23 protein-coding genes and 1 riboswitch are annotated in these 23,158 nt (G+C 58.0%); of the genes, 3 read left to right on the top strand and 20 right to left on the bottom strand.

Features of this window, described 5'->3' with window-relative positions:
* Nucleotides 1-4: 4 nt before the first annotated feature.
* The 14 genes from KJS42_RS15255 to KJS42_RS15190 all read right to left on the bottom strand — a co-directional run bounded on the left by KJS42_RS15255 (nt 5) and on the right by KJS42_RS15190 (nt 13,122).
* Nucleotides 5-1,519 carry a glycosyltransferase gene (locus KJS42_RS15255; RefSeq protein WP_244868502.1) on the bottom strand — a complete coding sequence of 505 codons (1,515 nt, stop codon included), beginning with the start codon at nt 1,517-1,519 and terminating at the stop codon, nt 5-7.
* A gap of 64 nt (nt 1,520-1,583) precedes the next feature.
* The gene (locus KJS42_RS15250; protein ID WP_193418160.1) at nt 1,584-2,708 is read right to left on the bottom strand and encodes a CgeB family protein; all 1,125 of its coding nucleotides are present in this window, start codon (nt 2,706-2,708) and stop codon (nt 1,584-1,586) included.
* A gap of 31 nt (nt 2,709-2,739) precedes the next feature.
* Nucleotides 2,740-3,825 carry a CgeB family protein gene (locus KJS42_RS15245; protein WP_213623338.1) on the bottom strand — a complete coding sequence of 362 codons (1,086 nt, stop codon included), beginning with the start codon at nt 3,823-3,825 and terminating at the stop codon, nt 2,740-2,742.
* Nucleotides 3,826-4,003: 178 nt separating this feature from the next.
* Nucleotides 4,004-4,396 (bottom strand): FliH/SctL family protein, encoded by a 393-nt coding sequence (locus KJS42_RS15240; protein ID WP_193419149.1) that lies wholly within the window; start codon nt 4,394-4,396, stop codon nt 4,004-4,006.
* The gene (locus KJS42_RS15235) at nt 4,360-4,704 is read right to left on the bottom strand and encodes a hypothetical protein (RefSeq protein ID WP_155606286.1); all 345 of its coding nucleotides are present in this window, start codon (nt 4,702-4,704) and stop codon (nt 4,360-4,362) included. The genes KJS42_RS15240 and KJS42_RS15235 overlap by 37 nt, the downstream gene beginning before the upstream one ends.
* The gene (locus KJS42_RS15230; protein ID WP_155606285.1) at nt 4,701-5,060 is read right to left on the bottom strand and encodes an alpha-helical endospore appendage domain-containing protein; all 360 of its coding nucleotides are present in this window, start codon (nt 5,058-5,060) and stop codon (nt 4,701-4,703) included. Before KJS42_RS15230 ends, KJS42_RS15235 begins: the two co-directional genes overlap by 4 nt.
* A 25-nt stretch (nt 5,061-5,085) precedes the next feature.
* Nucleotides 5,086-5,373 (bottom strand): nucleoside-diphosphate sugar epimerase, encoded by a 288-nt coding sequence (locus KJS42_RS15225; protein WP_193419148.1) that lies wholly within the window; start codon nt 5,371-5,373, stop codon nt 5,086-5,088.
* Between the two features lie 129 nt (nt 5,374-5,502).
* Nucleotides 5,503-6,828 (bottom strand): glycosyltransferase family 2 protein, encoded by a 1,326-nt coding sequence (locus KJS42_RS15220; protein ID WP_213623337.1) that lies wholly within the window; start codon nt 6,826-6,828, stop codon nt 5,503-5,505.
* A complete protein-coding gene (locus KJS42_RS23195) occupies nt 6,812-8,089 on the bottom strand; it encodes a GT-D fold domain-containing protein (protein ID WP_244868501.1) in 1,278 nt (425 codons plus the stop codon). Before KJS42_RS23195 ends, KJS42_RS15220 begins: the two co-directional genes overlap by 17 nt.
* A 31-nt stretch (nt 8,090-8,120) precedes the next feature.
* The gene (locus KJS42_RS15210; RefSeq protein ID WP_155606283.1) at nt 8,121-8,852 is read right to left on the bottom strand and encodes a sugar phosphate nucleotidyltransferase; all 732 of its coding nucleotides are present in this window, start codon (nt 8,850-8,852) and stop codon (nt 8,121-8,123) included.
* A gap of 35 nt (nt 8,853-8,887) precedes the next feature.
* On the bottom strand, nt 8,888-9,637 hold the full coding sequence (locus KJS42_RS15205) for a glycosyltransferase family 2 protein (protein ID WP_155606282.1): 750 nt from the start codon (nt 9,635-9,637) through the stop codon (nt 8,888-8,890).
* Nucleotides 9,634-10,764: a glycosyltransferase family 2 protein gene (locus KJS42_RS15200; RefSeq protein WP_244868500.1), complete on the bottom strand. Its 1,131-nt coding sequence runs from the start codon at nt 10,762-10,764 to the stop codon at nt 9,634-9,636. The genes KJS42_RS15205 and KJS42_RS15200 overlap by 4 nt, the downstream gene beginning before the upstream one ends.
* Before the next feature lie 7 nt (nt 10,765-10,771).
* On the bottom strand, nt 10,772-11,599 hold the full coding sequence (locus tag KJS42_RS15195; protein ID WP_193419144.1) for a glycosyltransferase family 2 protein: 828 nt from the start codon (nt 11,597-11,599) through the stop codon (nt 10,772-10,774).
* A gap of 362 nt (nt 11,600-11,961) precedes the next feature.
* Nucleotides 11,962-13,122: a glycosyltransferase family 4 protein gene (locus KJS42_RS15190; RefSeq protein ID WP_213623336.1), complete on the bottom strand. Its 1,161-nt coding sequence runs from the start codon at nt 13,120-13,122 to the stop codon at nt 11,962-11,964.
* Nucleotides 13,123-13,344: 222 nt separating this feature from the next.
* On the opposite strand from KJS42_RS15190, the gene KJS42_RS15185 reads away from it, so the two are divergent.
* Nucleotides 13,345-14,469: a YheC/YheD family endospore coat-associated protein gene (locus KJS42_RS15185; RefSeq protein ID WP_155606278.1), complete on the top strand. Its 1,125-nt coding sequence runs from the start codon at nt 13,345-13,347 to the stop codon at nt 14,467-14,469.
* 92 nt (nt 14,470-14,561) lie between these two features.
* Here the strand turns inward: KJS42_RS15185 and KJS42_RS15180 are convergent, their stop codons facing one another.
* Genes KJS42_RS15180 through KJS42_RS15170 form a run of 3 tightly spaced genes read right to left on the bottom strand, consistent with a single transcriptional unit; the run spans nt 14,562 to nt 17,541 of the window.
* Entirely contained in the window at nt 14,562-15,365 is an 804-nt protein-coding gene (locus KJS42_RS15180) for an energy-coupling factor transporter transmembrane component T family protein (protein ID WP_155606277.1), read from the bottom strand.
* Nucleotides 15,362-16,936, bottom strand: coding sequence for an ABC transporter ATP-binding protein (locus KJS42_RS15175; protein ID WP_213623335.1), 1,575 nt, complete (start codon nt 16,934-16,936; stop codon nt 15,362-15,364). The genes KJS42_RS15180 and KJS42_RS15175 overlap by 4 nt, the downstream gene beginning before the upstream one ends.
* Nucleotides 16,936-17,541 carry an ECF transporter S component gene (locus KJS42_RS15170; RefSeq protein WP_155606275.1) on the bottom strand — a complete coding sequence of 202 codons (606 nt, stop codon included), beginning with the start codon at nt 17,539-17,541 and terminating at the stop codon, nt 16,936-16,938. Before KJS42_RS15170 ends, KJS42_RS15175 begins: the two co-directional genes overlap by 1 nt.
* 112 nt (nt 17,542-17,653) lie before the next feature.
* A riboswitch (TPP riboswitch) is annotated at nt 17,654-17,765 on the bottom strand.
* A gap of 180 nt (nt 17,766-17,945) precedes the next feature.
* Here KJS42_RS15170 and asd point away from each other — a divergent pair.
* Nucleotides 17,946-18,743, top strand: a complete 798-nt coding sequence (gene asd / locus KJS42_RS15165) for an archaetidylserine decarboxylase (RefSeq protein WP_155606274.1) — start codon at nt 17,946-17,948, stop codon at nt 18,741-18,743.
* Between the two features lie 45 nt (nt 18,744-18,788).
* Here asd and KJS42_RS15160 read toward each other — a convergent pair whose 3' ends face one another.
* The 3 genes from KJS42_RS15160 to pdxR all read right to left on the bottom strand — a co-directional run bounded on the left by KJS42_RS15160 (nt 18,789) and on the right by pdxR (nt 22,345).
* A complete protein-coding gene (locus KJS42_RS15160; RefSeq protein ID WP_155606273.1) occupies nt 18,789-19,718 on the bottom strand; it encodes a hypothetical protein in 930 nt (309 codons plus the stop codon).
* 211 nt (nt 19,719-19,929) lie between these two features.
* Nucleotides 19,930-20,715, bottom strand: a complete 786-nt coding sequence (locus KJS42_RS15155) for a helix-turn-helix domain-containing protein (protein ID WP_155606272.1) — start codon at nt 20,713-20,715, stop codon at nt 19,930-19,932.
* A 109-nt stretch (nt 20,716-20,824) separates the two neighbouring features.
* Nucleotides 20,825-22,345, bottom strand: coding sequence for a MocR-like pyridoxine biosynthesis transcription factor PdxR (gene pdxR / locus KJS42_RS15150; protein ID WP_483311277.1), 1,521 nt, complete (start codon nt 22,343-22,345; stop codon nt 20,825-20,827).
* 131 nt (nt 22,346-22,476) lie between these two features.
* On the opposite strand from pdxR, the gene KJS42_RS15145 reads away from it, so the two are divergent.
* Entirely contained in the window at nt 22,477-23,097 is a 621-nt protein-coding gene (locus KJS42_RS15145) for a pyridoxamine 5'-phosphate oxidase family protein (RefSeq protein ID WP_213623333.1), read from the top strand.
* Nucleotides 23,098-23,158 lie beyond the last annotated feature (61 nt).

The raw sequence follows: 23,158 nt of genomic DNA, 5'->3' as shown, positions 1-23,158 counted from the left end.
GGTCTCATCTCCTTGCAGACTTATGACGCCCGCGCACGCGTTTCGTACGAGCCCTTGCTGTGCGCTGGCCGGGCTTGCGGCGGCGATGGGCCGACTTGCTACGAACGTGACCGGTTCCGCCGCGCCGGGCGGTCAAGCTTCTACCGGCACCGAATCTTCTTCTGCGTGATCGCTTAGCTCGCTTCAGCTTGATCCTTCTGCGGCGCCCGGCGGGTTTGACGGACATCGGAGGCGTGGTTTGCCCAATAGGTAATCCCTCCGAGTCCGAGACACGGAGGTCCGCCGCATCCGGAGAGGGCATGATCGGTGCCGGTTCGGGCAGTGGGACCACAAGACCCGAAAGCCCCTGTATGCGCTGAACCAACCCTTGAAGCCGCAAATCATAGGCTGCCGGGCCGAACACCGCTTCTACTTGACCCCGATTCCTTTCCCCCACACTACGAGTCAATTCCATGGAAGACAGCAGCTCCGCACATTTTTCCGCGAGTCCACCGCTGTCCCGCGTTGGCACCAGGTAAGCCCCGCTGCCCACCGCTTCCAAAATCTCGCGCAAACCGCCCGAAGCATAAGCGACAACCGGTTTGCCGAAGACCATTGCCTCCAGCGCGGTTAGCCCAAACCCTTCCGGAAGAATCCCCGGGACGACAACGATATCCATCGCGCTAAAGGCGGATTCCACATGATCTTCAAAGCTCACGAATTTAAACCGATTCGGATACGGCGAGCCCTGAACCGCTCGCTTTAAGTTCCGGTAATACTCTGGATGAATCTCCGCACCTATGATAACGAACTTCGCCTCCGGGAATCGGCCGGCCAGACTTAACGCCGCGTCGATGAAGTGATCGGCTCCTTTCTCCGGAATCAAGTAAGAAGAAATATAGCCTACCAGCACTTCCGTCGATTTGACTTTCCACCAAGCTCGCTTATGCCAGCGCTGTGCCGGCCAGATGTCGGGGTGGACATCCTCGGGATTCCACGAAGGGTACAGCAGTACGGTTTTGTCCGCAGCCTGCGTTCCGAGGAAAGGAAGCAGCACCGAATCGGAAATCCCGATGATCAGATCGCTGTACTTGTCGATCAAATTCACCGCCTCCGCGGTGAATTCGTTGGACGCAATCACCTCCGTGATCTGCCAAATGACGGGAATTCCCAGCTGTTTAGCGGCGATCGCCGACGAAACATTCACGCTGGTATTCACAAGCACGGCATCTGGCCGCTCCTTATTCAGCAGCTCTATCGTGCGCTGCACCTGTTCGCTCCAGGCGATGGACTGGAGTTCATCGGCCAAGTTGGCGTGCGGGGCACACATGCTGTAAAGCAGCGCGTTTTCGCACAGGAGGGAACGGATCCCGTAACGTTTGGCCAGAACGGACAAACTGCCCTGCCGAGGAACTACAATCGTACAGTCGTAATAAGCCGATAGCTTCCTCGCGTTGAACAACAACAATTTCTCGGCACCGGTTACGTTTCTTGAATTGCATACATGCGAAAACAGCAGCAGCTTCTTCTTATCCGGCACGATTGCCCCTCCTTTTTTTGCACGATGTCCAGGCGTTCCGGAACAGGTCTCTCAACTGCAGGGATCACCCGAAAATCACAGACAGCAACTGATCCAACCGATTGGCATACGTGTGATCCCGCAAGGTCCGATCCAATGCACGCAACGCGATTTCTCTTCTTTCTTCCTCGTGGGTCAGGTAATAGCGCACTTTATCAACCAATTCCTCCGGCGAGGAGAAGGTTACGATTTCCTCGTCCGGACGGTAAAACGAGGTTAAGTCGTCGCGCGCATCAACTAATTGGAGCGTGGCACAGGCCGAGATTTCGAATGTCCGCGGATTCGGCGATGCCGCCGGAATCCCAGCTTGGTTGTTATTGATGTACTCCTCGAACGGAGAACGGTGAAGGTTCAGGACGATTTTCGACCCGCTGTATACTTCGGAGGTCTCTACTGGCCCCATCCACTTGCCCAACTCGATCCGATCCGAATACGCCGGGAACTCGGGCAGACGATCCCACCAGATTCCGTTGATCAATAAGCCTTGCTCCATCAGCGCGGGAAGCACCGGTTGAAGATAGATCACCCGGTTCCAGTAAGCCGAGCCGATAAAGCTCAAATTGCGACGGTGTGGGGAGGGGATCAACGTTGGCCGGTAGTGTTCCGGAAACGCTGCAAACGGCAGATAATGGACCTGGCTGCACCCGGCGGCGCGATAGGGATCGACGCAATTACGTTCAAGCGTAAATACATAATCGTAGTGAGAACTTAACGGAATGGTCAGATCGGTGTAATAAGGATCATCCGTAAACCAAACGGCGGTCGGAATCCCCATCGCCCGTACGGCGTTCAATTGCTCCGCGGGGAGCTCCAGCCCGTCGAGAGCGAGCAGCAGATCGGGTTTGTGCTGCGCAGCCAAATCCGGAATCGGGTCGCCCGGTACTGTGGCGATCAGTTCGGTGGTTAAGGTGCGGAGCGTAGACGATACCGCCTCGTCGAGCGGAGAATACGGAAAGCCTTTCCCCGAACTGACGTATAACACTTTCACTTTGCGAACCGGAAAAGCCGGCTTCGGTTGACTCACGATATAGCTGGCTCTCCCCCTAAGGTACCCTTCGGCATAGCCGTCGCGGAGCCCGTTCTTTCTTCCGCTCTCGGCCGGGTCCAAAACGGTTTGAGTCATTTGACCATCCGCTTCCTCAATAAACATAATGTCACTCCTTTTGGGGTTGGTTCTTGAACTAGCTTCCAGCGATTGCGTCCAGCAGACGACTGACCCGATCCGAATAGGTATGGGCGGCCGTCGTCGTCCACAGCGAACGCCAGGCAATCTGCCGTCGTTCTTCCTCGTGTTCGAGGTAATAACGTATCTTTGCCTCCAGCTCCACTTCATCTCTGAATGTCTCGATGTCGTAACCCGGTTGGTAATAGGAGACCAAATCGCTGCGGATGTCCGTGATCTGGAAAGCGCCGCAGCCTGCAATCTCATAGGTGCGTGGATTAATTGATCCCCCCGGGGTATCGCGTCCGTTCCGGTTATCTTGGCCGGCTTGTGTAGGCCGGTGGATGTTGAGCACGATTTTGGAGGCGTTGTAATAACGAACCGTCTCCTCGACGGGAACCCAACCCGGGCGGATAAATCGCGATAACTGTTCGTAACGGGGCAGTCGGTCCCAATGAAACCCGGCGATCAGGACCCGTTTGTCCTGCAGGAACGAACTTAAACGGTCGAACAGGCCGACTCGATTCCAAAAAGCATTACCGATAAAGCACACGTCATAGCGATATTCCGGTTTGGCCGGAACGGGCCGAAATTGGTGCGGATTGGCGGCCAACGGAAGATGGTAAACGCTTCGAACTCCGATGGACCGATAAAGCGGCACGCATTCGATTTCGTGCGTAAACACCACGTCGTAGCTTAAAGCCAGCTCGATCGAATCGTCGGTAAAATAAGGGTCATCGACGAACCAAACCGCTGTCCGAATGCCCATACTCCGAATCTGTGCCATTTGCGAGGCATGGTCGGGCGGAAAGACGTGCAGCGAATTCATGACCAGCACCAGATCGGGATGGACGCGCAGCGTCTCCTGCAGCATCATTTCCGGTGAAGCGACGACGCACTCGCGCGTGAGCTCCTTGAGTGCCGCTTGAACCCCTTCGTCGATCGCGTCGAACCCCTGGGGTACATATAGCACCCGCAGATCCACCTTTGGCCGGGTAACCGGCGGAATTCGTTCGAGTACGGCCTGGCACCCGCCATACCGGATCCCTTCTTCGTATCCGACTTGATATGCCTCGCCGTACCGATTTTCCTTGACGTTCTCCAAGGTTCTTCATCCTATCTTCGTGGAATTCTATCTTGCGTTTCCTGGGTCTTAATAAATATATGCTGAGGGGACACGTGCATCATGGACGACTACCCGCCCGCCTGATAAATTGGCGAATGCCGCCGCCCGCCGCCAAAAAGCAAAAAAAAACGCTGCCGGATCACCGACAGCGTTTCTGCTAGATTTGATTTTTATAGGCTATTTTGTGCCCGTCCTCGTAACCTTGGGCGAAGCCATTATTAAACCCTTCCTGATACGACTCATTATAAGCTTGATCGTAAACCACGGCGTCCTCAGGTGTTGCCGGCGGGACGGCAACGGGTTCCGGTACGGCAGCCGGCTCAGGAGCGGGGATCACGGCTGCGGGTACCGGAAGGGCGGCGCGACGACCTCTCCATCTTCTTCTGCTGCGGCGTGAACGCAGCTTATGCATCACCTTGCGCCGTTTGCGACGGGCAGTGGTCAGCTTGCTTCCCCGGCGCAGGGACAGCTTCCGTTTCTTACGGGGCTTGATTTTTCTCAGCGCGCGCGGTTTCACACGGCGGGTGCGCCGGAGTTTGGTTTTTGCCATCCTTCTTCCTCCTGTTCTCCTCGGGTAACGTTGTATGCTGCATAACAAGCGTCCATCATCCACGGCGGCGAAGGAGTTCCGTATTTGACGCGATGAAAAGTCAACCCGCAGACCGTGCGGGCCATCGCTTCCTGATATTTCGTTAATCTATCGATATTGCCGGCAATATGTCTGGCGGCGTCCGGAGACAATTCGGTCACATCGGCGAGGCTGCCGAGAATTCGTGCCATCGCCAGCTGGCTCTGGCTGATTGCGTCGATCAACCGTAATTTGGCCTCCTCCCCGGCCTGAAGAGGAAAGAGGGTCATTTGTTTGAATCCCCCAGATCAAAATCACCACCGAACATTCCGCTAAAATTACCGTCTAGGCTACTGTCGCCGCCGCTTTCCTCGTCCTCGGGCGGCAGTATCGTTTTCAAGTTGCTGCACAGCCCGTTCTGGAGCTTGGTCAGGCCCTCGATCACCTCCACGAGCTGATCGTGAACATCCAGCGGATCGGACAGCTGCTTTTCGTGATCCTCAAAACTGCTCTCCAGCACATGATTCAATACCCAGTTGCGCACCTTCTCGGATTCAACCGCCTTGGCCTCGAGAATCATCGCGACGTTCCACTGGATCTTGGCGGCCGCATCCAGCATGTTCAGATAGGCCAGTTCCCTGCTCATGGCATCATTCCCCGCTTCTTTAACCTCACTCTTCTTCATGACCTTTCATTTGTTTCATAACTATCCCCAAATTCTCTGCCATCGCCTCCTGCAAATCAGCAATGGCATTTAAGTAGGAGATCACGCTTTTGTTAATCCGGCTCGAATTCTCCAAAATGCCGGACGTTCCTTCAAACGCCGGCTCGGCATCGGGAATCGCATGCACGATCTGCGCCATGCGCACGGCAACCTGCCGCTCGGCATCGATCACCCGCGCCATCTGCTGATGAGAGTGGGCCATGTGCACGATGATCTCCGAAATTTTTTGCTCCACCCTGACTCCTCCTCGCCTAAGAACCGCCTTTCGCTTCAGGAAGCGGACACCGTCCTCTCAGATGCCCTGCCTGCAATAACATATGCCGGTACGAATAAGCGCGTTCCTGGGGAAACGGCCCTTGCCAGCCTATAAATCCTCACTAACGAGATGCGGAGGCGGCAGGATGGGCAGCCCCTCGGAATAAGCGCCCACCACGTCTTCCGAAAGTGCGATACCCGAAGGTGCAAGCCCCCACGCGTGCAATGTGTATTCGGAGATGATCTCCCGCCGCTGCCCTCGATCAATTTGATACCACCGCCCACCGCAGACGGCAACGGTGCCGTCCGTTAAGCCTGCCTCGGACGGTGCGCTCCCGCTGAAACCAGCTAGCTGTTCCTGCGATCGGTCTGGCCCGGCCGGCAGCTGGAGCAAATCCAGCACGGACAGCCGCGTCGGCTCTGTGACCAGGGCGCCAACCTGGTGCAGCCGATGGCGAACCCCCTGCTCCAACCAGTGCACGCCCCCGTTCGCGTCCCGAACCCGCACATGGGTTGGGAAGAAATCCGCCGCCTGCAGCGTCCGCTCTCCGCGCCATGCCGGCATCCGCGCATACAGTGCTTGAAGATCCCCCCATTTCTCGCGGAAGAAATGGTGATTACGGGTGTTAACTTCCTGAAAGCCTTGGGAACCCAGTCCTTTCATCGTCATGCTTCCATAATGATGGACAAAGGTGTCCCCGGCGATCACCATCTTCTTCCCCTGCAAACGCAAACGCGCGACCCAATCGTCGTCCTCAAAATTGCCGATTTCGTACCCCTCGTCAAAATAACCGATTTGATCCAATGTCGTACGCGGAAACGCAACGCAAAAGCCCACCAGCCGATCGGTCACGCGCCACTTCCGCGGATCGTAGCGGTTGTGCATAGCGGCGAAAGCCGGCATATCCGTAACATCTTTATAAGGAACGTCGATTAATTGCTCCCCGCTGATGTAATTCGTGACGGGTCCCGCCGCAGCGGCCTCCGGAAATTGCCGGAGACATGCCAACAACTGATCCAACCAGCGCTCCGTGACCAGCACGTCGTTATTCAGCAGCACGATCGTATTTCCTTTAGCCATCATTAAGCCGGTATTCACCGCACGGGCAAACCCCAGGTTCTGCGAATGCACCGCAAGCCTTACCCGCCCGCGTCGCCTGCGAACGGCCTCGGCCGTACCATCGGCCGATCCATTGTCGACAACGATAACCTCATACGGGGAAGACGTGTGCTGATCAATGTGATCCAAGCACTGAAGCAACAAATCTATGCGATCATAGGTCGGAATAATGATACTCGTGAATTCCTGGCCCGTACCAAACGTCCGGATGCCTTCGCGGACCCCGTATGCATAGCCGGCAGCATGCCCTTGTTCGTAGGTCCCTGAAGGACGTTTCGCCTGGTCGTTGGTGTTTCCGTCAATTTCCGTTTGCACCGGTGTGCACCTCCCCGAGTTGCGGCAGGGCCGCCTCGCCTTTTATCAGTTTATCGGCCAGATGACCCATATCCAGCGCCACCTTGCCCAATTCTCTGGACAGCTGCGGGCAAATCATCACAGCAGCCACACCGGCGGCAACCAGAGCCAGGTCAAAATCCGGAAATTCCCGGACGCGCATGGCGACCGTCGGCACATCGGCCACGCCCTGAACCGGAGCGAGCCACCCCACAACGTTCACGCTGCGTTGCCCGAGAAACCCTGCCAGCGCCTCCGCCTGATTCCCGATCAGCAGGACGCGCCGGCCATGCAACAGTCTCGTCAAATAACCGCCGGTATTTAATTCGTAATTTATGGTCGATGTGGTCAACTGCAAAGTGCGGTAATCGATCCCATAATGGTGCAGCACGGGAAACAATAACCCTTGATAGGACGGATGCCGGGATTCCGGCACCCCGATGATATCAGCGGCCCGCACGGCGGCGGCCAAAGTCTCGCGCGCGGCCGGATCCGGCAGTTGCACTCCTGCATAGGGCAAAAAAGCCCCCCAGCGGAGTGCTTCCTCGGCCCCGATCACCGTCCCGTGCGCCAAAGTGATCAACTCCCCGTCCCCGAGGCGGACGACGGACAGCGGCCGGCCGGCCCGCAGCGCCTCGTCGGTAGCGGCGAATACGCCAACCGGCGTGAGCAGCGGGTACAACCGTCCGGCAACAGTAGGGAAACCCGCGGCGATGACGTCGTCGACCCGCACCTCAGGCAGTAGCGTATGGCGCGGTATCAAGCGGCCCAGCTTCGCTTCCCCGCCTTCAAAGAAGCCTTCGCGGTAGCCTTCCTCATAAGCGGCAGCACGGACTCGCTCCGCCTCGGCTGCGAACCATGCCGCCTCGAAGCCGCCCTCCGGGACCGGGTTTAGTACCGTCGGCTCGGGCGTGGGCAATGGCGGCGGCGCTGAAGCGCTCGGGTCAGGCGCAGCGGCCGCCGCAGCCTCTACCGGATTGCCGCCAGGACTGCCCGCGATGCCCGTTCGGCTCGCTGCCGGCAGGGCTCGCCGCCACACCACCGGGCGGGCCACACGGCGCCCGTTCAAGCGCCGGCGGCTTCCGCGCCGCCGGTGAAGCGCGCCCTTGGCGGGCGCGTTACGGACTACGCGGCTGGCCTTCCGACGGCCGGCGGAGCGGCGGACCGTTGCGGCCGCTTTACCCATACCTTGCCGGCGGTGGGCCTTGCGACTCCGTCCGGCTGAGTTTTCGCGTGAAGCCATCCCGTGCCTCCTTTCCGGCCTCCCTAATCGCTTAGGGAAGTACGCCTTTCATATGAATTCCGGCTTCCTGCAGCGATTCAAGCGTACCCGCGTCGCCCCACCATAGCTGGAGAACATCGAATTCCAGCATGCCGTTCTGCGCATAGCGATTGTTCACGTCCGTAATCTCCAATTCACCGCGGGCGGAACGATCGATGCTGCGGATAATGCCGAATACCGAGTCATCGTACATGTAAATGCCGGTGACCGAAAATTTGGATTTCGGTTTTTTCGGTTTTTCTTCGATATAGGCGATAAGTTCCGGTGTGTCCTCGGCAAACACCGGCACACCGTAACGACGTGGGTCATCCACCGGCTTCAGCATCACCCGGGCACTGCCTGGTGGCTGCTGCTTGAATTTCTCCACATAGGGCGTTAAATCGTCCAAAAACAGGTTGTCGCCTAACAGTACAAGGAACTTGCCGCCGGGCGGAATAAACCCGTCAGCCAACTCCAGGGCTTCGGCGATCCCCCCGGCTGACTCCTGGACGCGATACGTCAGGTTCACACCGAAGTTCTCCCCACTGCCGAGGAAATCGGCGTACAGACCAGCCGATTGCTTGCTGATCACGATGAGAATATCGGTGATTCCAGCTTGACGCAGCCGTTCTATGCCGTAACAGACCATCGGATAATTCCCGACCGGAAGCAGATGCTTGTTGATCAATCGGGTCAGCGGGTATAGACGCGTGCCGCTGCCCCCCGCCAAAATCACGCCTTTCATGAACGCTCCTCCTTTATGCCAAAGATTTGATTTTCTCATGAGATAAATTGCCAGGGATCCACTCCCCATTTCTCGATAAACCGCATACGGTTCCGTTCCAGGAGTTCATTCCACCCTTCCGGATGCTGGGCTTTAAAGCTGGAGCTGCCTTCATGGTACACCAGCGTATCCCCGCAAATGAGCAGACGGTAGCCCAGCTGCCGCGCGCGGTAGCAGTAATCGTCATCTTCATAATGTCCGGGCGAATATCCTTCGTCGAAGAGCCCCGCCCGCTCCAGTACCTCTCGCTTAAACAGCAGACACATCCCGACAAGCCGCTGGACCTCCTGCCATTTGGAAGAATCAGAACGGTTATGTTTCTCCGCCGCTTGGGCGAAATCCTCGCCTTCCACCCAGTCAATCGCAACCTGTTGCCGTCCGCTGGCGTAATTGGTCACCGGACCAACAAGGCCTACATCGGGGGCGCTGTGCAGCGCCAGCAACAAATTGGAGAGCCATCGCGGGGAGACGGCGACATCGTTGTTCAGGATAAGCAACTGATCGCCTGAAGCGACGGACAACCCCCGATTTACGGCGACCGGAAATCCTTCATTTCGCGGGAGCGCCGCGAGGATCAAGCGCTCCTTCAGGCAAAACGACGCGGTGTCGTCCTCGGAGCCGTTATCCACGACGATAATTTCGTAGGGCGTCTCCGTATATTGGCGGATCGCCTCCACACAAGGGGCGAGCAAGTGCAGTCCGTTATAAGTAGGAATGATAATGCTCGTGACACCGGTTCCGCTCATCGGGCATTCCTCATTTTCGCCAATTCACTGCGCCCGATTGTCGCGAACCGCAGACGGACGCCCTCCGTCTTCATAACCTCGCCGAGCGCTTCCATATGATCGCCGATGATCATTTGCGCGACTGCGTTGCCCGTTCCGCTGTTACTGGTGCGAATCCGGTTTTTGCGGATCACGTCCACGGAAATGGGCGCACCCGCTTTAAGACCGCGGGCTAAAGCCAGCGCCTGGGCTTTCGGAGGAACGATCAGGGCAGCGGTCCCCACCGTTTGCAACGCACGGCGGGACAAGGCGTTCGGCACCGCCGTCAGCGAGTTCGCCTTCAAATCCGGACGCCCTAACGCCAAGTTAAGGAAGGCCTTGCAGCGCGTCACCTCATCCTGTTGGGAAAAGGGCGGCAGATACGGCGACAAATCGTTTAACGCCAAGTCCACTCCCTGGTCGATCGCGATCAGGAAGGCGGCTAAATCCTCTGCGCCGACGCACAGATCCCCATCCGTGAAGAGGAGAATGTCTCCGGTGGCCGCCGCCGCCCCGATCGCTCGGCCTACGTCATGGCCCAATCGTTCAGGGAAGCTAAGCCGCGTGATCCGCGGATCCCGGTCCACAGCGGTAAAGCTGCCGTCATTGCAGCCGTTTAGAACCACGATAATTTCCTGCAACGGCAGCTTGCGAAGCTCTGCCACAACCGCAGGTAGCGTCTTCTCCTCATTGCTCGCCGTCACGATAGCCGAGGCGCTCCCGTTCAGCGGCAAAGGGAGCCACGGCGTACTCAGCCCGGCCGTATCGGCATAACCGCGGCGATACGCCAAGGAGGCTGCTAAAATAGTCGCAAAGGGACTATTGTCCAACCGTTCCGCCCGTGCCCATTCTTGAAAGCAAGCCTGCATGTGAGGCGAATCGGCCGCTGCTTTTCCTCGTGACGCAGCTGCTCTGGCACCTGCGGCCAGAGCCCTCGCTTTCAAGCGTTGAATCAAGCCGCCGGCCAGCCCCTTCCTTGCGGACGGCCGAGCCATACGGCTGCCTCTGCGGGCCAAGCTGCTCTTCATCCGGCCAGCTCTTCCTTGCGGGCGGGCCAGGGATCCGCCTTTTCGTTTCCGGCGTTGCTTAATTGATTGCTTCGCTTCCATCAAAGTTTCACCTCACCTTGCCGCGCTGCCGACCTAAATCGCCGTACCCACCGCGTGGACCCTGCTGACGGAGTAGCCAATGAATCGCCTCCAAATGATCGCCTGCCACTAGTGCCGTCAGCGGATCAACGCGTCTCCCCTTGTTCCGCACCCATCCCCGGGCAGGATTCAACTTCCCGACAGGAACGGTATGGACCGCTTGTACGTTTAACCCGAGTCGCACCGCTCTAGCCAAGGCCAGCGGCGGAACCTCCAGGGCGTCCGGTCCGACGGTTTCCACCGCCTTCCGGCTCATCGCATGAGGCACCGCCGTCAAGGAAGCCCCCCGCAGGTCGGACCGCTGCAACAAACCGTTTAGGACGTGTTTAGCCAGAACGACCGGATGGGCTTCCTTCCGACTCGCCGGACCTGAGTAGCCATTTAGCGCAACGTCAACGCCGGCTAACACCGCCTTAACATAAGGGCGTAGCTCCCGAGCGGGAATAATCATGTCAGCGTCAACGAACAGCAGCGCTTGGCCGCGTGCGGCCTCCGCCCCAACGCGCCGGCCGACATCATGCCCCAGCGGCTCCGGTGTTCCGAGCACACGGGCACCGCAGGCTTTCGCCAGCTCAGCGGTCCCGTCGGTCGATCCGTTGACGACGACGATCGTCTCGCTGTACGGATGAACCCGGCCCGCCTCACGCAACACGCCGGCCAGCGTCGCCCTTTCATTCATCGCCGGGATGATGATGGATACCAGGGGGGCCTGATGATTGACCAAACGCGGTAACGTCGGCTTACGCTGAATCGGTTTACGGTTCAGTCGGATGCGCGGCTTGCGTTTTTTGACCACATCGATTTCCTCCCAAAACGTGATAATACCGGAGCATATACCACAGTGTATGTGAAGCCGGGGGGGTGGTAACGGCAAACGTACAGCTGTCCACACGAATGCGGCAAGGGCCCCGTCGCCCGATTCGTCTGCAAAATAACAAAAAAGACCCGCTTTACCGGGTCTTTAGTTAGTTGGCTATTCGTACAGTACGAGTTGTAACACCAATTTGCACCATCTTATCTGCATCGCAAAAACCGGGCATTCGCCCATGGTATTCGATTTTTCGCATACAGAACGGTGCCTACGGCCAAAAATCCGAATTCTAGTTACCCTCCGGTTTCTACGATGGGGAAGATACGTAGTCGGTGAACCGACCCGGTTCAGTTCTTTATGCTGCGACGGCTTGCGGTTGGAGTCTTAGCCTCAGCATTCCCGGCGCGAACGATGTTCACCCAACGGTCCGCAACGTGCTCCCAGCGGTAATGGCGGCGAACGATCTCTCGGCCGGCGCGGCCCAAAACTTGGCTAACCTCCTCATCTTGCAGCAGCAGAACGATCCGGTCCATTAAACTCGCATCTGGCCCTCCTGCAAGGAGGCCGTCAGCCGCAAACTCGACCACCGGGGAGTCGCTGGCATCCAGTGTCGGAACGCCTGCGGCCATCGCCTCAAGACGGGTTAACATCGACGTCGTTTCATCGCCAGGCAACAGAACCAGACAATCCCCCAAGAGATATCCATCCGCTAGCGTGCAGGTTGGGGCGGCCGGTAGACGAACGATCCGTTCCGGGAAATATGCGGCAAGCTCATGAATGGCTCGCGGCGAACTGGGGACGTCGGAAGCAAGAAACATCAGCATGGCCTCCGGTATACGATTCAAAACGTCGGAGAGCGCCGAGACAATTCGGTTCTCTTCGCCAATCGATGGCAAGCAACCGGCCAACAGGATGATCTTCCGGTCCGACCACCCCAGCTCCGCCAGCCGATGCCGGCGTTGCCGTTCCCCGTCCGGCGTCCAGCGCGGTACGTGATCCTCCAAGTTGGCCCCCGGCAGATTTACCCAAACCGGGGTGAGCAGAGAGGGGAAATGCGTTAGTAGCTCCGCCTTGGCTCGTTCGCTGTTGACGATCAGGCCGTCCACGCTTTCCAGGACATGTGGGGTGCACGCTTTGGGGTGACAGGAGGGGGAGAAGACCGGAGCGGAGGGCATGGTCAACAATACGCGAGCAAGCGGAAGCCGCCCCTTCAACTGGCAGGCTAGCATCGGCCGGCCATGTACGTCCACCGTGTCCGGACGCCACTTGCGCAGATGCCGCAGCAGCGACTCCAGGTAGTTCCGTCCCCCCGGCAGACGGTAAAAGGGGACGCTGCCGATCCAGCCTTGGGACGGCAAATGTCCGTCCGCGATGCCGAAGATGCGAATGTGTAGCTGCTCCGCCGCATGAGGAATCATCCGCTCAAGCACCCTCTCCACCGGCCGGTGTTTTCCTGAAGTTGCTGCAAGGGCGCCGGGTGCGATGACCGCGACTTTTTCCCGATCCATGTGAAGTCTCCCTTCTTCCCGTTACGCTAATTTCATTACCCTAAATATACGAAACCGATCCGGCAAATGTGACACCTTTACGGAAGAAGAGCCCAATTTGCCACAGACGCGCCTCTCCCGGTGATCGCCCGAAAACAGGCGGCTGTCGCAGCACAGTCGTCCACTCTTTTTACCCGGGACAACATACATTGGAGGAAGAAGCACGGGAAGGAGGACACCCACTTGAGTCAGGACACTGTCGGAATCTTGCTGAACTCCAGCATGTACCGAGGGATCCCAACGCACAGAACCGGCCAAGAGTGGATCGCAGGGTATGAAGAAACCGCGCGGGAATACGGATTAATCCCCATTTTCTTGCGTCTTGGGGGCATCGATTCGGCAGGGGATCGCTGTGTCGCGTATGTATACAACGGTATCGAATATGTAGAACAAGAGCTGCCTTTGCCGTCGGTGATCCATAATCGAGCGCTCTATCCCAGACTCGCGGCCCACAAAAAACTCCAATCCCTAAAGGACCGGGGGATCACGGTCTTTAACGTGAACAATCGTTACGGAAAAGACTTCATCCACCGCCTGCTCTGGAATGCTCCCCATCTACGGGCGTACCTTCCGGCGGCGATGCCGCTGACCTCCGAAAACTTGCGGAGGATGATGTCTCGGCATCCCGATCTCATCTTAAAGCCGATCCGCGGCTCCGTCGGTCACGGCGTCATGCGATTGCGGTACGCACGGTCGACCGGTTGGGAACTTACTTACGCTTCGCCTATAGGCAAGCGGAGATGGAACACGGTACGGCTCCACCAAAGGGAACTGCCGGCATGGACTCGGCGTATGCTCCGGCGCACGCCTTATCTGGTGCAGGAGCGTATACCGCTGGCGGAGTACGAAGGGCGCCCCATCGATCTGCGGATCACCGTACAGCGAGGGAGCGGAGGCGAATGGGGTGTCACGGGACGTTTCGCCAAAGTCGCCGCCGCAGGGAGCTTCGTTTGCAACATCGCCAAAGGCGGAGAGGCCCTGCCCGCCGAAGAACTGCTAGCCAAGGCTCTCCCGGAGGGGAGCGTTCCTTCGGCATTGGCTCACGTTGAGAACCTGGCCTTGGCGATCTCGCACCACCTGGGCGGCCGACTGCCGCTCCTCGCCGACCTGGGGCTAGACATCGGTCTAACCGAAAGCGGGCGTCCTTACTTTATCGAATGCAACGGGCGTGATCAGCGTTACGGCTTTCGCAAAGCCGGACTGCCCGAGATTTGGAAAGATTCCTATCGCCAACCCATGGCCTACGCTCGTTATTTGCTCGGGCAGCCCGAGCAGCGGAACGTTACACCGCAACGTTCATCCGAATAAGTAGGTGTTGGAGCATACCAAAGGGGCTTATACCTCAGAACCGGTCATGAGTGGTTCTCGGGAATAAGCCCCTTCGATTCATTGCATGATGATTAACGGTAACGTACATCCGCGATGCCAAACGGCGGGTAAACGACCGCAAGCGTATATGCCGCAACGGCAACGATGGCCAAGAGCAAGAGCACCAGCACATCGTACCGCGAGTAAGCAGTGCGGTAATAATAGGTGCGAGGCCGATTTCCGCTGAATGCCTTGGCTTCCATCGCAACGGCGACACGATGCGCCCGGCGAATGCTCTGAGATAACAGCGGCACGGCGTAAAGCTTGGCTTGGACGACGAGTCCGGGCAGCCCGTGCGGCCTGCGAACGCCGCGGATCAGCAACGCATTGCGACGGACAAGCAGCTCCTCCCATACCATGGGGAGTAACCGGACCGAGGCCATAAAGCTGTACGCATATTTCGGCGGCAGTTTCGCCTGTTGCATCAGCGCGTAAAACAAGGAAACCGACGGCGTAGTCAACACAAACAACAGTCCTTCGGCGGCAAATGCCACCGCTTTGAACCCGATATGGATCCCTCGGAAGAAGCTTTCTTCGGAGATCCGGAACAATCCCCATGCCCACCAAACCTGTTCGCCTTTGCCGAACAGGATCATCGTTGCCGCCGAGGAAGCGAAGATCAACGCGAAGGGGAGAATAAGCAGGGCGATTTTCCAAAGCTCATACCCGCTAAACAGGAATAACAGCACCGTAAACAAGATCGCCTGATAAAAGATGAAGTCCAGCCGATGGGTGAATAACGTTAGCAGAAACAACAAGATCATCAAAGCCAGCTTGGCAGCCGGGTTCGCCCGGTGCAGCCACGTCTGCCGCTTCGGCGTTAGGAACCGCCTCATTTCGCCATCACCGCCTCAGTCTCGGATGGTCCAATCGGTCCGGTCGGTGTACCCCCGTTCGCCAGACGGTTCGCGGCCCGCGGGGTGATTCGCTGCGATAGGATCCGCCCCTCCCGCACCTCCCAATGTTGGGTTGCGACTCGTTCGGCGATCCGTTCCTCGTGCGTGACCATGAGGATGGCTATTCCACGGCGGCGCAGCTCTTCGCATAACTGCAGGATGGCGAACGTGTTTGCTGCGTCCTGGCCGAAGGTCGGCTCATCGAGCAACAGCAGCCGCTGCTCGCGCACCGCCGCCGCGGCCACGCTGAGGCGCCGTTTCTGGCCCAGCGACAACTGATAAGGATGACGACCCTCCAAGCCGGTTAAGCCAAATCGATTCAAGCACTCCGCCACCCGTTCGCGGATGGCTTCAACACCAAGTCCGTCTTCCCGTAGGGAAAAGGCCACTTCATCCGCCACCCGATCCGCGACGAACTGGAATTCGGGATTTTGGAACACGAATCCGATCTCGCGAGCAGACCGCTCCATCTGCCGTTTACGGGAACGGCGGCGCAGCTTCCCCGTCTCCATCCGCTTTCCCTGGAGCACGTACGTGCCCTCTGCCGGAAGCAGACCGATCAGGCTAAGCAGCAACGAGCTCTTCCCTGCACCATTGGGTCCCGTGACCGCGATCCAATCGCCGGGATACACGGCAGCTTGCCCGACTTCAATGACCGGACGTCCTTGCCGAAATCCGCGAAAATCCTTCAACTCCACCGTGACAGGCCCATTCGCCTCCCGGACATTCTCCGTCGGCTCAAGCAAGCGACGGCCGCCTTCCGAGGCCAAGTATTCCTCCCACACGCCAGGATACCAAATCCCAAACTCCACAAGAGCGGAACGATACGTGTCAAACACCACCTCCGGTGCGCCTTCGCCGAGTACCCGTCCGTCCGGTCCGAATAACACGACCCGGTCAACAAGTCCTAGCGCCGTCAATTCTTCGATCCGATGCTCCACGATCATTAAGGTCCGCCCCTCGGCTACCTTGGCGATCGCTTGCCAGATTTGCTCGCGCCCCAGCGGGTCCAGCAGGGCGGAAGGTTCGTCGAGCAGCAGCACCTCCGGATCGCCCAACAGGATCGAAGCGAGCGCTAATCGCTGTTTCATCCCCTGGGACAGCGAATCGATCAACACGTGGAGCTCGGGCAAATCGAGGCCCACCTCAGCCAAGGCGGCTTCCATCCGCGCGGACATCTCGGGCTGCGGTATGCCGAGGTTTTCCAGGGCAAAGGCTAGCTCCTCGTCAACATAAGGCATACAGAATTGGGTCTCGGGGTCCTGAAACAGGAAGCGCCACGATGTCGGGAGCTGCTGCGCGGACGTCCGCATCGGGATTTCCACCAAGTCCGGGATGATGCCGGACAAGACCTGAAGCAGCGTCGATTTCCCGCATCCGCTGGGGCCCAATAGCAGCACATGTTCTCCGCGCACAACCGAGAAATCCAAATCCTTGAACACGAAATCGGCTTCACCGGGGAACTTCAACCGCAGCCCCTGCACCTCTGCGGCCGCCATGTCCTTCCGCATCAGTCGTTCAGCGCCGCGTAGTCCTTCGGATCAACCGGCCGCAGCAGGGTGGTGACTCCTGTCGCTTCTACGGCTTTTACCACGGCGTAAGCGAAGTAACCGCAGATCAGCGCAGAGCTGACCGCGCGCATGGCATATTTGGCAGTCAAGAGCCAAGGCTCATAATCCTGCACGTAGCCATAGAAGAAATCCGGAATCACCGATCCAACAGCGGCCCCAATTCCGGCCAGCGCTGCGACGGAGCCGGAGAACTTCCGGTATCGGAACGCGGCGAATACCAGTTCCGCTCCCAAGCCTTGCAGCACGCTGTATAGAACGAGCTGAATGCCCCATTCGCTGCCGAACAGAATCTCCACATGGGCCGCCGCAATCTCGGCAATCAACGCTACCCCCGGTTTACGAATCAGCAGGAATACCAGTGTTGCGGCCAGGAACCACATCCCGTACACCAGTTCATCCGCCTGGAAGAACAGGGGCGAGAACAAATTGTACACCGAACTCCAGAAGTGGTACACCACGCCAAGCACAAGCGAGACCAACACCGTTACCAACAGGTCGCTTAGCTTCAAACCGCGGCCCATTTTTTTCTGAATAACCTCCGACATTTCCATCTCTCCTCTTGATTCCTCAATTTAAATTCCCATCGCATACGTAAAAAAACCGCCTGAATAAGCTCAGACGGTGGTCAGGTCACGAGGGTGCGTAAAAAACGCAAGACATCCCGGACGATCGATTCTCTACGCTGGCATTATCCAGATCAGATTAACGGTCCGCGGCGCCATATGCCGCTATCTCAGCCTGATTTGCTCAAGCCCCCGTATCCCTATGCGATTGTTATTAACATACACCAACCTAGCCTCGGCATCAAGCATCAATTTGTACAAATTTGTCATCCGGGGTTACAGGCCGCTGTATTGATTTCGGCCCTGTTCTGTGTCAAGATTAGCGGAAGTGGCAACGAATTCATCAAACCAACGCAGCACTAACGGACAGACTAGGAGGATGCTATTTGGCCGCGAAATGGATGAAATGGATGACGGAACTCTCCTCCCGAAAATGGCTATCCCGATGGATGGGCAAGTTCTCCCATTCGGGCTTGAGCCGGGCGATGATTCCTTTTTTCGCCAAATCCTACGGCATTCCGCTCCATGAAGCGGAGAAGGAGCTTCGGGAATACCGGACACTGAATGAGTTCTTTACCCGAAAATTAAAACCAGGCATGCGCCCGCTGCACGCGGAGCCAGGGACGATGATCAGTCCGGTGGACGCCTTAATTACCTTTATGGGCGAGGTCCAAACCGGCACGATTCTGAACGTCAAAGGACAGGATTACACACTTGACGAGCTGCTGTCGCGCTCCCCCCGCGTAGAAACGTACAAACACGGTTATGCCCTTGTCCTTTATCTTAGTCCTACTGATTATCACCGAATTCATGCACCCGTGACCGGGAAAAAGTTGGAAAGCGAGCATGTGAAGGGCCGGGTGTACCCCGTGAACGACTTCGGCATGCGCCACATGAAGAAGGTCTTATGCCGGAATGAACGCCTGATTACTTATATTTCCCACAGTTGCGGAGAGATCGCCCTCATCAAAGTGGGAGCCATGAACGTCAGCAGCATCCAATACACGGACCCCTCGGCCAAAAGCTGGGAACAAGGCGACGATCTTGCTTACTTTGAATTTGGATCCACTGTCGTCCTTCTCACCCAGAATGGAACCTTCACCCCTCTGCCCGGTCTCGAGCCCGGTCGGAAGGTAAGGATGGGTGAAGCGCTAGGCCACTTCAAACCCGCAGGAAAATGCTAATGGCTTGCTGAAGCCGCCGGTTTCTCTCCCGGCGGCTTTTCTCCGTTATTGCACCGTGATGCTGCCGATGGATGTCTCTAACGCGACCAGCGGCCCTCCGCCGCCCCTCTCACTGCTTCCTTCCGGCACCCCATGAATTGCCCCAAGTTCGCTTCTCGTTTCCAGATCGCAGGCTACTGATGGATCCAGCGTCGCTGTGATGCTGCCGACATCGGCTCTAGCCTGTAACCGGCTGCCGGAGTCCATCGCGAGAATACCTAGATTCAAGCTGCCGGTTGCCGTAGTGATCGAGGATTCGCCCGACAAACGGGCGTCTTCGACCTTGATTGACCCGACATCGCCAGTCAGCCGATACGTTCCCGTCAGCCCGCTCGCCGTGATTTCGCCGACATTGTTCGTAACTTCGAACTCTTGGATCCCGGCAGGGACCTCTACGACATAATCGATGCGGAATTCGGTAAAATGCAGCTCCTTCTGAGCCCAATCCCACAGGTTTTGATCGGATTTACCCTTGGCGTGTACGCGCACCTGGGCAACGTTCCCCTGAGGGATGACCGAAACCTCACTCTGTTCGAACAACCGATCCAGCTTTTCCGAGCGTGCGGGCAGGTCAGCTGCCTGGATGGTCGCTCTCACCACGATTTGATCGGAAGTACCCTTCTTTATCTCGAGACGACCCACGGCATTCTCCAACTGCAATTTACCGGTGGTGCCGATTTCCCCTGTCGTCGAAAGCTCGTGTGAGCGTCCCGTAAACGTCAGATCGTCCTTCCACTCCCCGGCGGCCAACGCCACCGACTGCTGTACGGATGCCGCAGTATCGCTGAGCGATTGACTCACCGAATCGACGGTGTTTCCCACCGTCTGCTCCCATTGCTGCTGCAGCGTTTGTTTCTCGGCCGGGCCGCAGCCAGCGGCTAGGGCCAACAGCACGGCCGATGCCGCTAACCACGCGATTTTGGATGTAGGTTTCATGAAATAGGTTTCCTCCTTAAATTTCCACCTATCCTGAATTATACCGAGTTGATCCGGAACAACCACAGGCGTGGGACCGGTTCGCTTCCTAGACTTTGGTCAAGGAAAGTTCAGCTTTACGTACGCAGTTAAGCAAAAAGCCGCCGAAGCTTAAGCTCGGCGGTGAACGGAAACGGAATTCGTAAGTGTTGGGTTGTTGGGCATATCCCGACTAACGAATTTCCGATGGGCTTTTTCCCGTATATTGTTTGAACTGACGGCTGAAGAAAAAGATGTCCCGGTAACCCAACGCGTCGGCAACCTCGGTTACATTCATGCCGGCATGCAGCAGCAGATGCTGTGCCCGGTCGATTCTGGACTTGATAATGTAGGACTGTACCGACATCCCGATGATTTCCTTAAACTTGATGGAGAAATACCGCGGGGACAAGCCTGCCCGAGCGGCTAAATCCTGCACCTTGTGCGGCAACCCCGGGTGCTGCAAGACGTAATTGGCCACCTCATGGATGACTTCATGCAACTGGTTGCTGACCTTCTTCTCCATCGGCACCTGGCGTTCTTCACGCAGCAAATGGATCAACAGCTGCTTGAGAATCAGCTGCGCCTCTTCTTCGGCAGCATACGCCTTCATTAAGAATAAACGGACGTAGCGAGACAGCATGTATTCGAAATCCAACGTATCCTCCAGCACACGATAAGAGCCTGGGACTTCCATCACGGACTCATGGACGTCGAAATGGATATACGTCAGCACCAGCGGACGCTGCGGATTATGCGTGGCACTCGTATGATCCCCTTTGCGAAACAGAAAACAACTGCCTTTGCTGACCGGAATAGGCTGGTCGTTCAGGACAACCGTACCTTCTCCACTCCAAACATAGAACAGGTCGTAGTTCTGCAGCGGCTTCTCCCGTTTGTGCCATTTCCACCCGGGTTCGCAGACGATTTTGGCGAATGCCGGCTTCAATTCGAATGAAGACGGTGAAACGTGAAGCATTGTCCTTCCCTCCCAAAAAAAATTCCTAACGGCACCTTTTTCTGCCTCATCCATGCAAGGTTCGCGCTACACCTCAATCAAAGACAAGCTATTCACCTCTATTATACCCTTAAAGCCTATGGGTTTGAATATCTTCCCAAGCCGCTTTCATTCGAAATACACCTTCAATGAGCATCTTATCGTCCAAATGGGAAAAAGCAAAGCAGGCCGCAGGCGCTCCTGGCGTGATTTGGTAGGCGGCTGCATCTCGAAAATGGACGCCACGGGCAGCGGCGGCCTCGCGAAAAGCGTTGTACTCCTCCGGTGAGCGGCGCCATTCGGCGTACAGCAGCAATCCGGCATCGGCAGGGCGGAAACGGAAGACTCCGCCCAGCTCACGTTCCAGGCAGCGGCGGAACGCCTCCTGTTTGGCGCCGTAGTGGCGCCGCATCCGGCGCAGATGGCGCTCATAGCCGCCCGTGCGCATGAACCGGGCGAGCGCCCGCTGCTCCTGCCGCGCTGGCGGCACCGGCTCGTAGAGCGCCTTTGCGCTCGCGACGGGCCGGACCAGGGCGCGCGGCAGCACGGCATAGCCGACCCGCAGGGCGGCGAACATCGTCTTGGAGAAGGAGCCGACGTACACGACGCGCTCCTCGTGGTCCAGCGCCTTGAGCGGCTCCAGCGGGCGGCCGCCCCAGCGGAACTCGCTGTCATAGTCGTCCTCGACGATGACCGCGTTCCGCCGCGAGGCCCACGCCAGCAGCTCGCGCCGCCGGGCGTGGGAGAGCACGGCGCCGGTCGGGAACTGCCGACCCGGCGTGACGAACAGAAGCCGCGCCTCCCAGTCGCGCGGCACGATGCCGTCTACGTCCAGCGCAGCCGGGACGACGACGCCCCCGCAGGCAGCCACCGCCCGCGAGATCCCGTAGTAACACGGGTTCTCCAGCACCGCAGGCTCGCCTTCCCCCAGCAGCAGTTGGGTCAGCAGCGTAATCGCCTGCATCGAGCCGTTAAAGAGGCAGATGTGCTCCGCCTCTGCCGCAATGCCGCGGCTGCGCCGCAAATGCGCGGCGATCGCCGCGCGCAGCTCCGGCTCGCCGGCCGGGTCCGCGCCTTCGCCCGAGCCAGTGCCGGGCTTGCTGCGCGCCGCCCAGGCGAGGGCGCTGTTCCATTCCGCCTCCGGGAACAGCGTCTCCCACGGTCCGCCGTCCCGGTATGAGATCGGGACGGCGGCGGCTTCCGGCGGCGGTGCGGTGCGCGCTCCGCCCAGCCTGTCCGCTACGGCGAGCGGCGCTTCGCCGGCATCTCCGCCGATGGCCATCGCGGCTGACACGCGCTGCCCCCAGCGGGACAGCGCGATCGGCGCCCTCGGGCCATCGTCTGCTTGCGACGGCTGCAGGCCGCCAGCGACAAACGTACCGCTGCCGACCGCGGCCCGCACATAGCCGTCGGCATGCAGCATGTCATACGCCTGCGAAACGCTCCCGCGGGAGAGGCCGTATAATTCGGCCAGCTCCCGGGTTGCCGGCAGGCGTGTGCCCTCCGGCAGCGTGCCGTCGAGGATCGCCGCACGAAGGGCATGGTACACCGCTACGTATTTGTAGCGGTATTTCTCGCCAAACGACGCCAACGGGATCGTAAAATCCGGCAACCCCATCCCTCCCTTTTTCGTACAGGTTCGTCCCTTATAAATGGACCATTAAAATTAATGTAAATTGGTTCTTTTTTATTGTCAATTTCCGGCGTAAGCTGGGAGTCAATCAAACGGAGGGGGAAGCGGCCATGCGTAGAAGAGAATTTGGAATGACGGAAGAAAGCGAAATTCGCGAGTTTTTGCAGGAGATGACCTTCGGGTTCCTTGGTACGGTGGGCGAGGATGGTTGGAGCCGGGTCACGCCGCTAAATTTCGTATACGATGGCGAGGTTTTCTATTTTCATGGCAGCCTCGCTGGAGAAAAAATGAAGCACCTCGCCCGCGATCCTCGGGTTAGCTTCACAGTAGCCAAGGAGTATGCGATCATTCCGTCGTATTTCACCGATCCCAAACAGGCGTGCCCGGCTTCAGCTTATTTCAAAAGCGTAATGGTGCGCGGCCTCGTCGAGAAGGTAGATGATCTGGAAGAAAAGGCCAAGGCATTCACTCTGTTTATGGAGAAGCTGCAGCCCGAGGGCGGCTATGCGCCGATTACACCGCAGGACCCCACTTACGCTGGAGAGCTAAAAGCGGTGGCGTTATGCCGGATCGTACCGGAAGCGATCAGCGCCAAATTTAAGTTCGGACAAAACCTAAAGGATCCCAAGTTGTCCGCGGTTACCTCCGGTCTGGAACAGCGGGGCGGTGAGCTTGACGCGGACACGATTGCTCTTATGAAGAAATACTGTCCAGCTCATCATGAAAATTAGGCGGAATACCTCGCGATTTCACCGTGACGCGCCCCGATCGAAATGATATAATGTTAGGCAG

It is taken from the genome of Paenibacillus sp. J53TS2, from assembly GCF_018403305.1.
In the GTDB taxonomy this organism is placed as follows: Bacteria; Bacillota; Bacilli; order Paenibacillales; family Paenibacillaceae; genus Fontibacillus; species Fontibacillus rhizolycopersici.
Note: the sequence above shows the minus strand (reverse complement) of the source record. Positions and strands in the feature narration are given on the sequence as shown.

Excerpts from the sequence above, each read along its gene's own strand:
- KJS42_RS15250 (WP_193418160.1), bottom strand. The coding sequence starts at position 2,708 with ATGTTTATTGAGGAAGCGGATGGTCAAATGACTCAAACCGTTTTGGAC.
- KJS42_RS15240 (WP_193419149.1), bottom strand. The coding sequence starts at position 4,396 with ATGGCAAAAACCAAACTCCGGCGCACCCGCCGTGTGAAACCGCGCGCG.
- KJS42_RS15235 (WP_155606286.1), bottom strand. The coding sequence starts at position 4,704 with ATGACCCTCTTTCCTCTTCAGGCCGGGGAGGAGGCCAAATTACGGTTG.
- KJS42_RS15230 (WP_155606285.1), bottom strand. The coding sequence starts at position 5,060 with ATGAGCAGGGAACTGGCCTATCTGAACATGCTGGATGCGGCCGCCAAG.
- KJS42_RS23195 (WP_244868501.1), bottom strand. The coding sequence starts at position 8,089 with ATGGCTTCACGCGAAAACTCAGCCGGACGGAGTCGCAAGGCCCACCGC.
- KJS42_RS15210 (WP_155606283.1), bottom strand. The coding sequence starts at position 8,852 with ATGAAAGGCGTGATTTTGGCGGGGGGCAGCGGCACGCGTCTATACCCG.
- KJS42_RS15205 (WP_155606282.1), bottom strand. The coding sequence starts at position 9,637 with ATGAGCGGAACCGGTGTCACGAGCATTATCATTCCTACTTATAACGGA.
- KJS42_RS15200 (WP_244868500.1), bottom strand. The coding sequence starts at position 10,764 with ATGGAAGCGAAGCAATCAATTAAGCAACGCCGGAAACGAAAAGGCGGA.
- KJS42_RS15190 (WP_213623336.1), bottom strand. The coding sequence starts at position 13,122 with ATGGATCGGGAAAAAGTCGCGGTCATCGCACCCGGCGCCCTTGCAGCA.
- KJS42_RS15180 (WP_155606277.1), bottom strand. The coding sequence starts at position 15,365 with ATGAGGCGGTTCCTAACGCCGAAGCGGCAGACGTGGCTGCACCGGGCG.
- KJS42_RS15175 (WP_213623335.1), bottom strand. The coding sequence starts at position 16,936 with ATGCGGAAGGACATGGCGGCCGCAGAGGTGCAGGGGCTGCGGTTGAAG.
- KJS42_RS15170 (WP_155606275.1), bottom strand. The coding sequence starts at position 17,541 with ATGTCGGAGGTTATTCAGAAAAAAATGGGCCGCGGTTTGAAGCTAAGC.
- KJS42_RS15160 (WP_155606273.1), bottom strand. The coding sequence starts at position 19,718 with ATGAAACCTACATCCAAAATCGCGTGGTTAGCGGCATCGGCCGTGCTG.
- KJS42_RS15155 (WP_155606272.1), bottom strand. The coding sequence starts at position 20,715 with ATGCTTCACGTTTCACCGTCTTCATTCGAATTGAAGCCGGCATTCGCC.
- KJS42_RS15145 (WP_213623333.1), top strand. The coding sequence starts at position 22,477 with ATGCGTAGAAGAGAATTTGGAATGACGGAAGAAAGCGAAATTCGCGAG.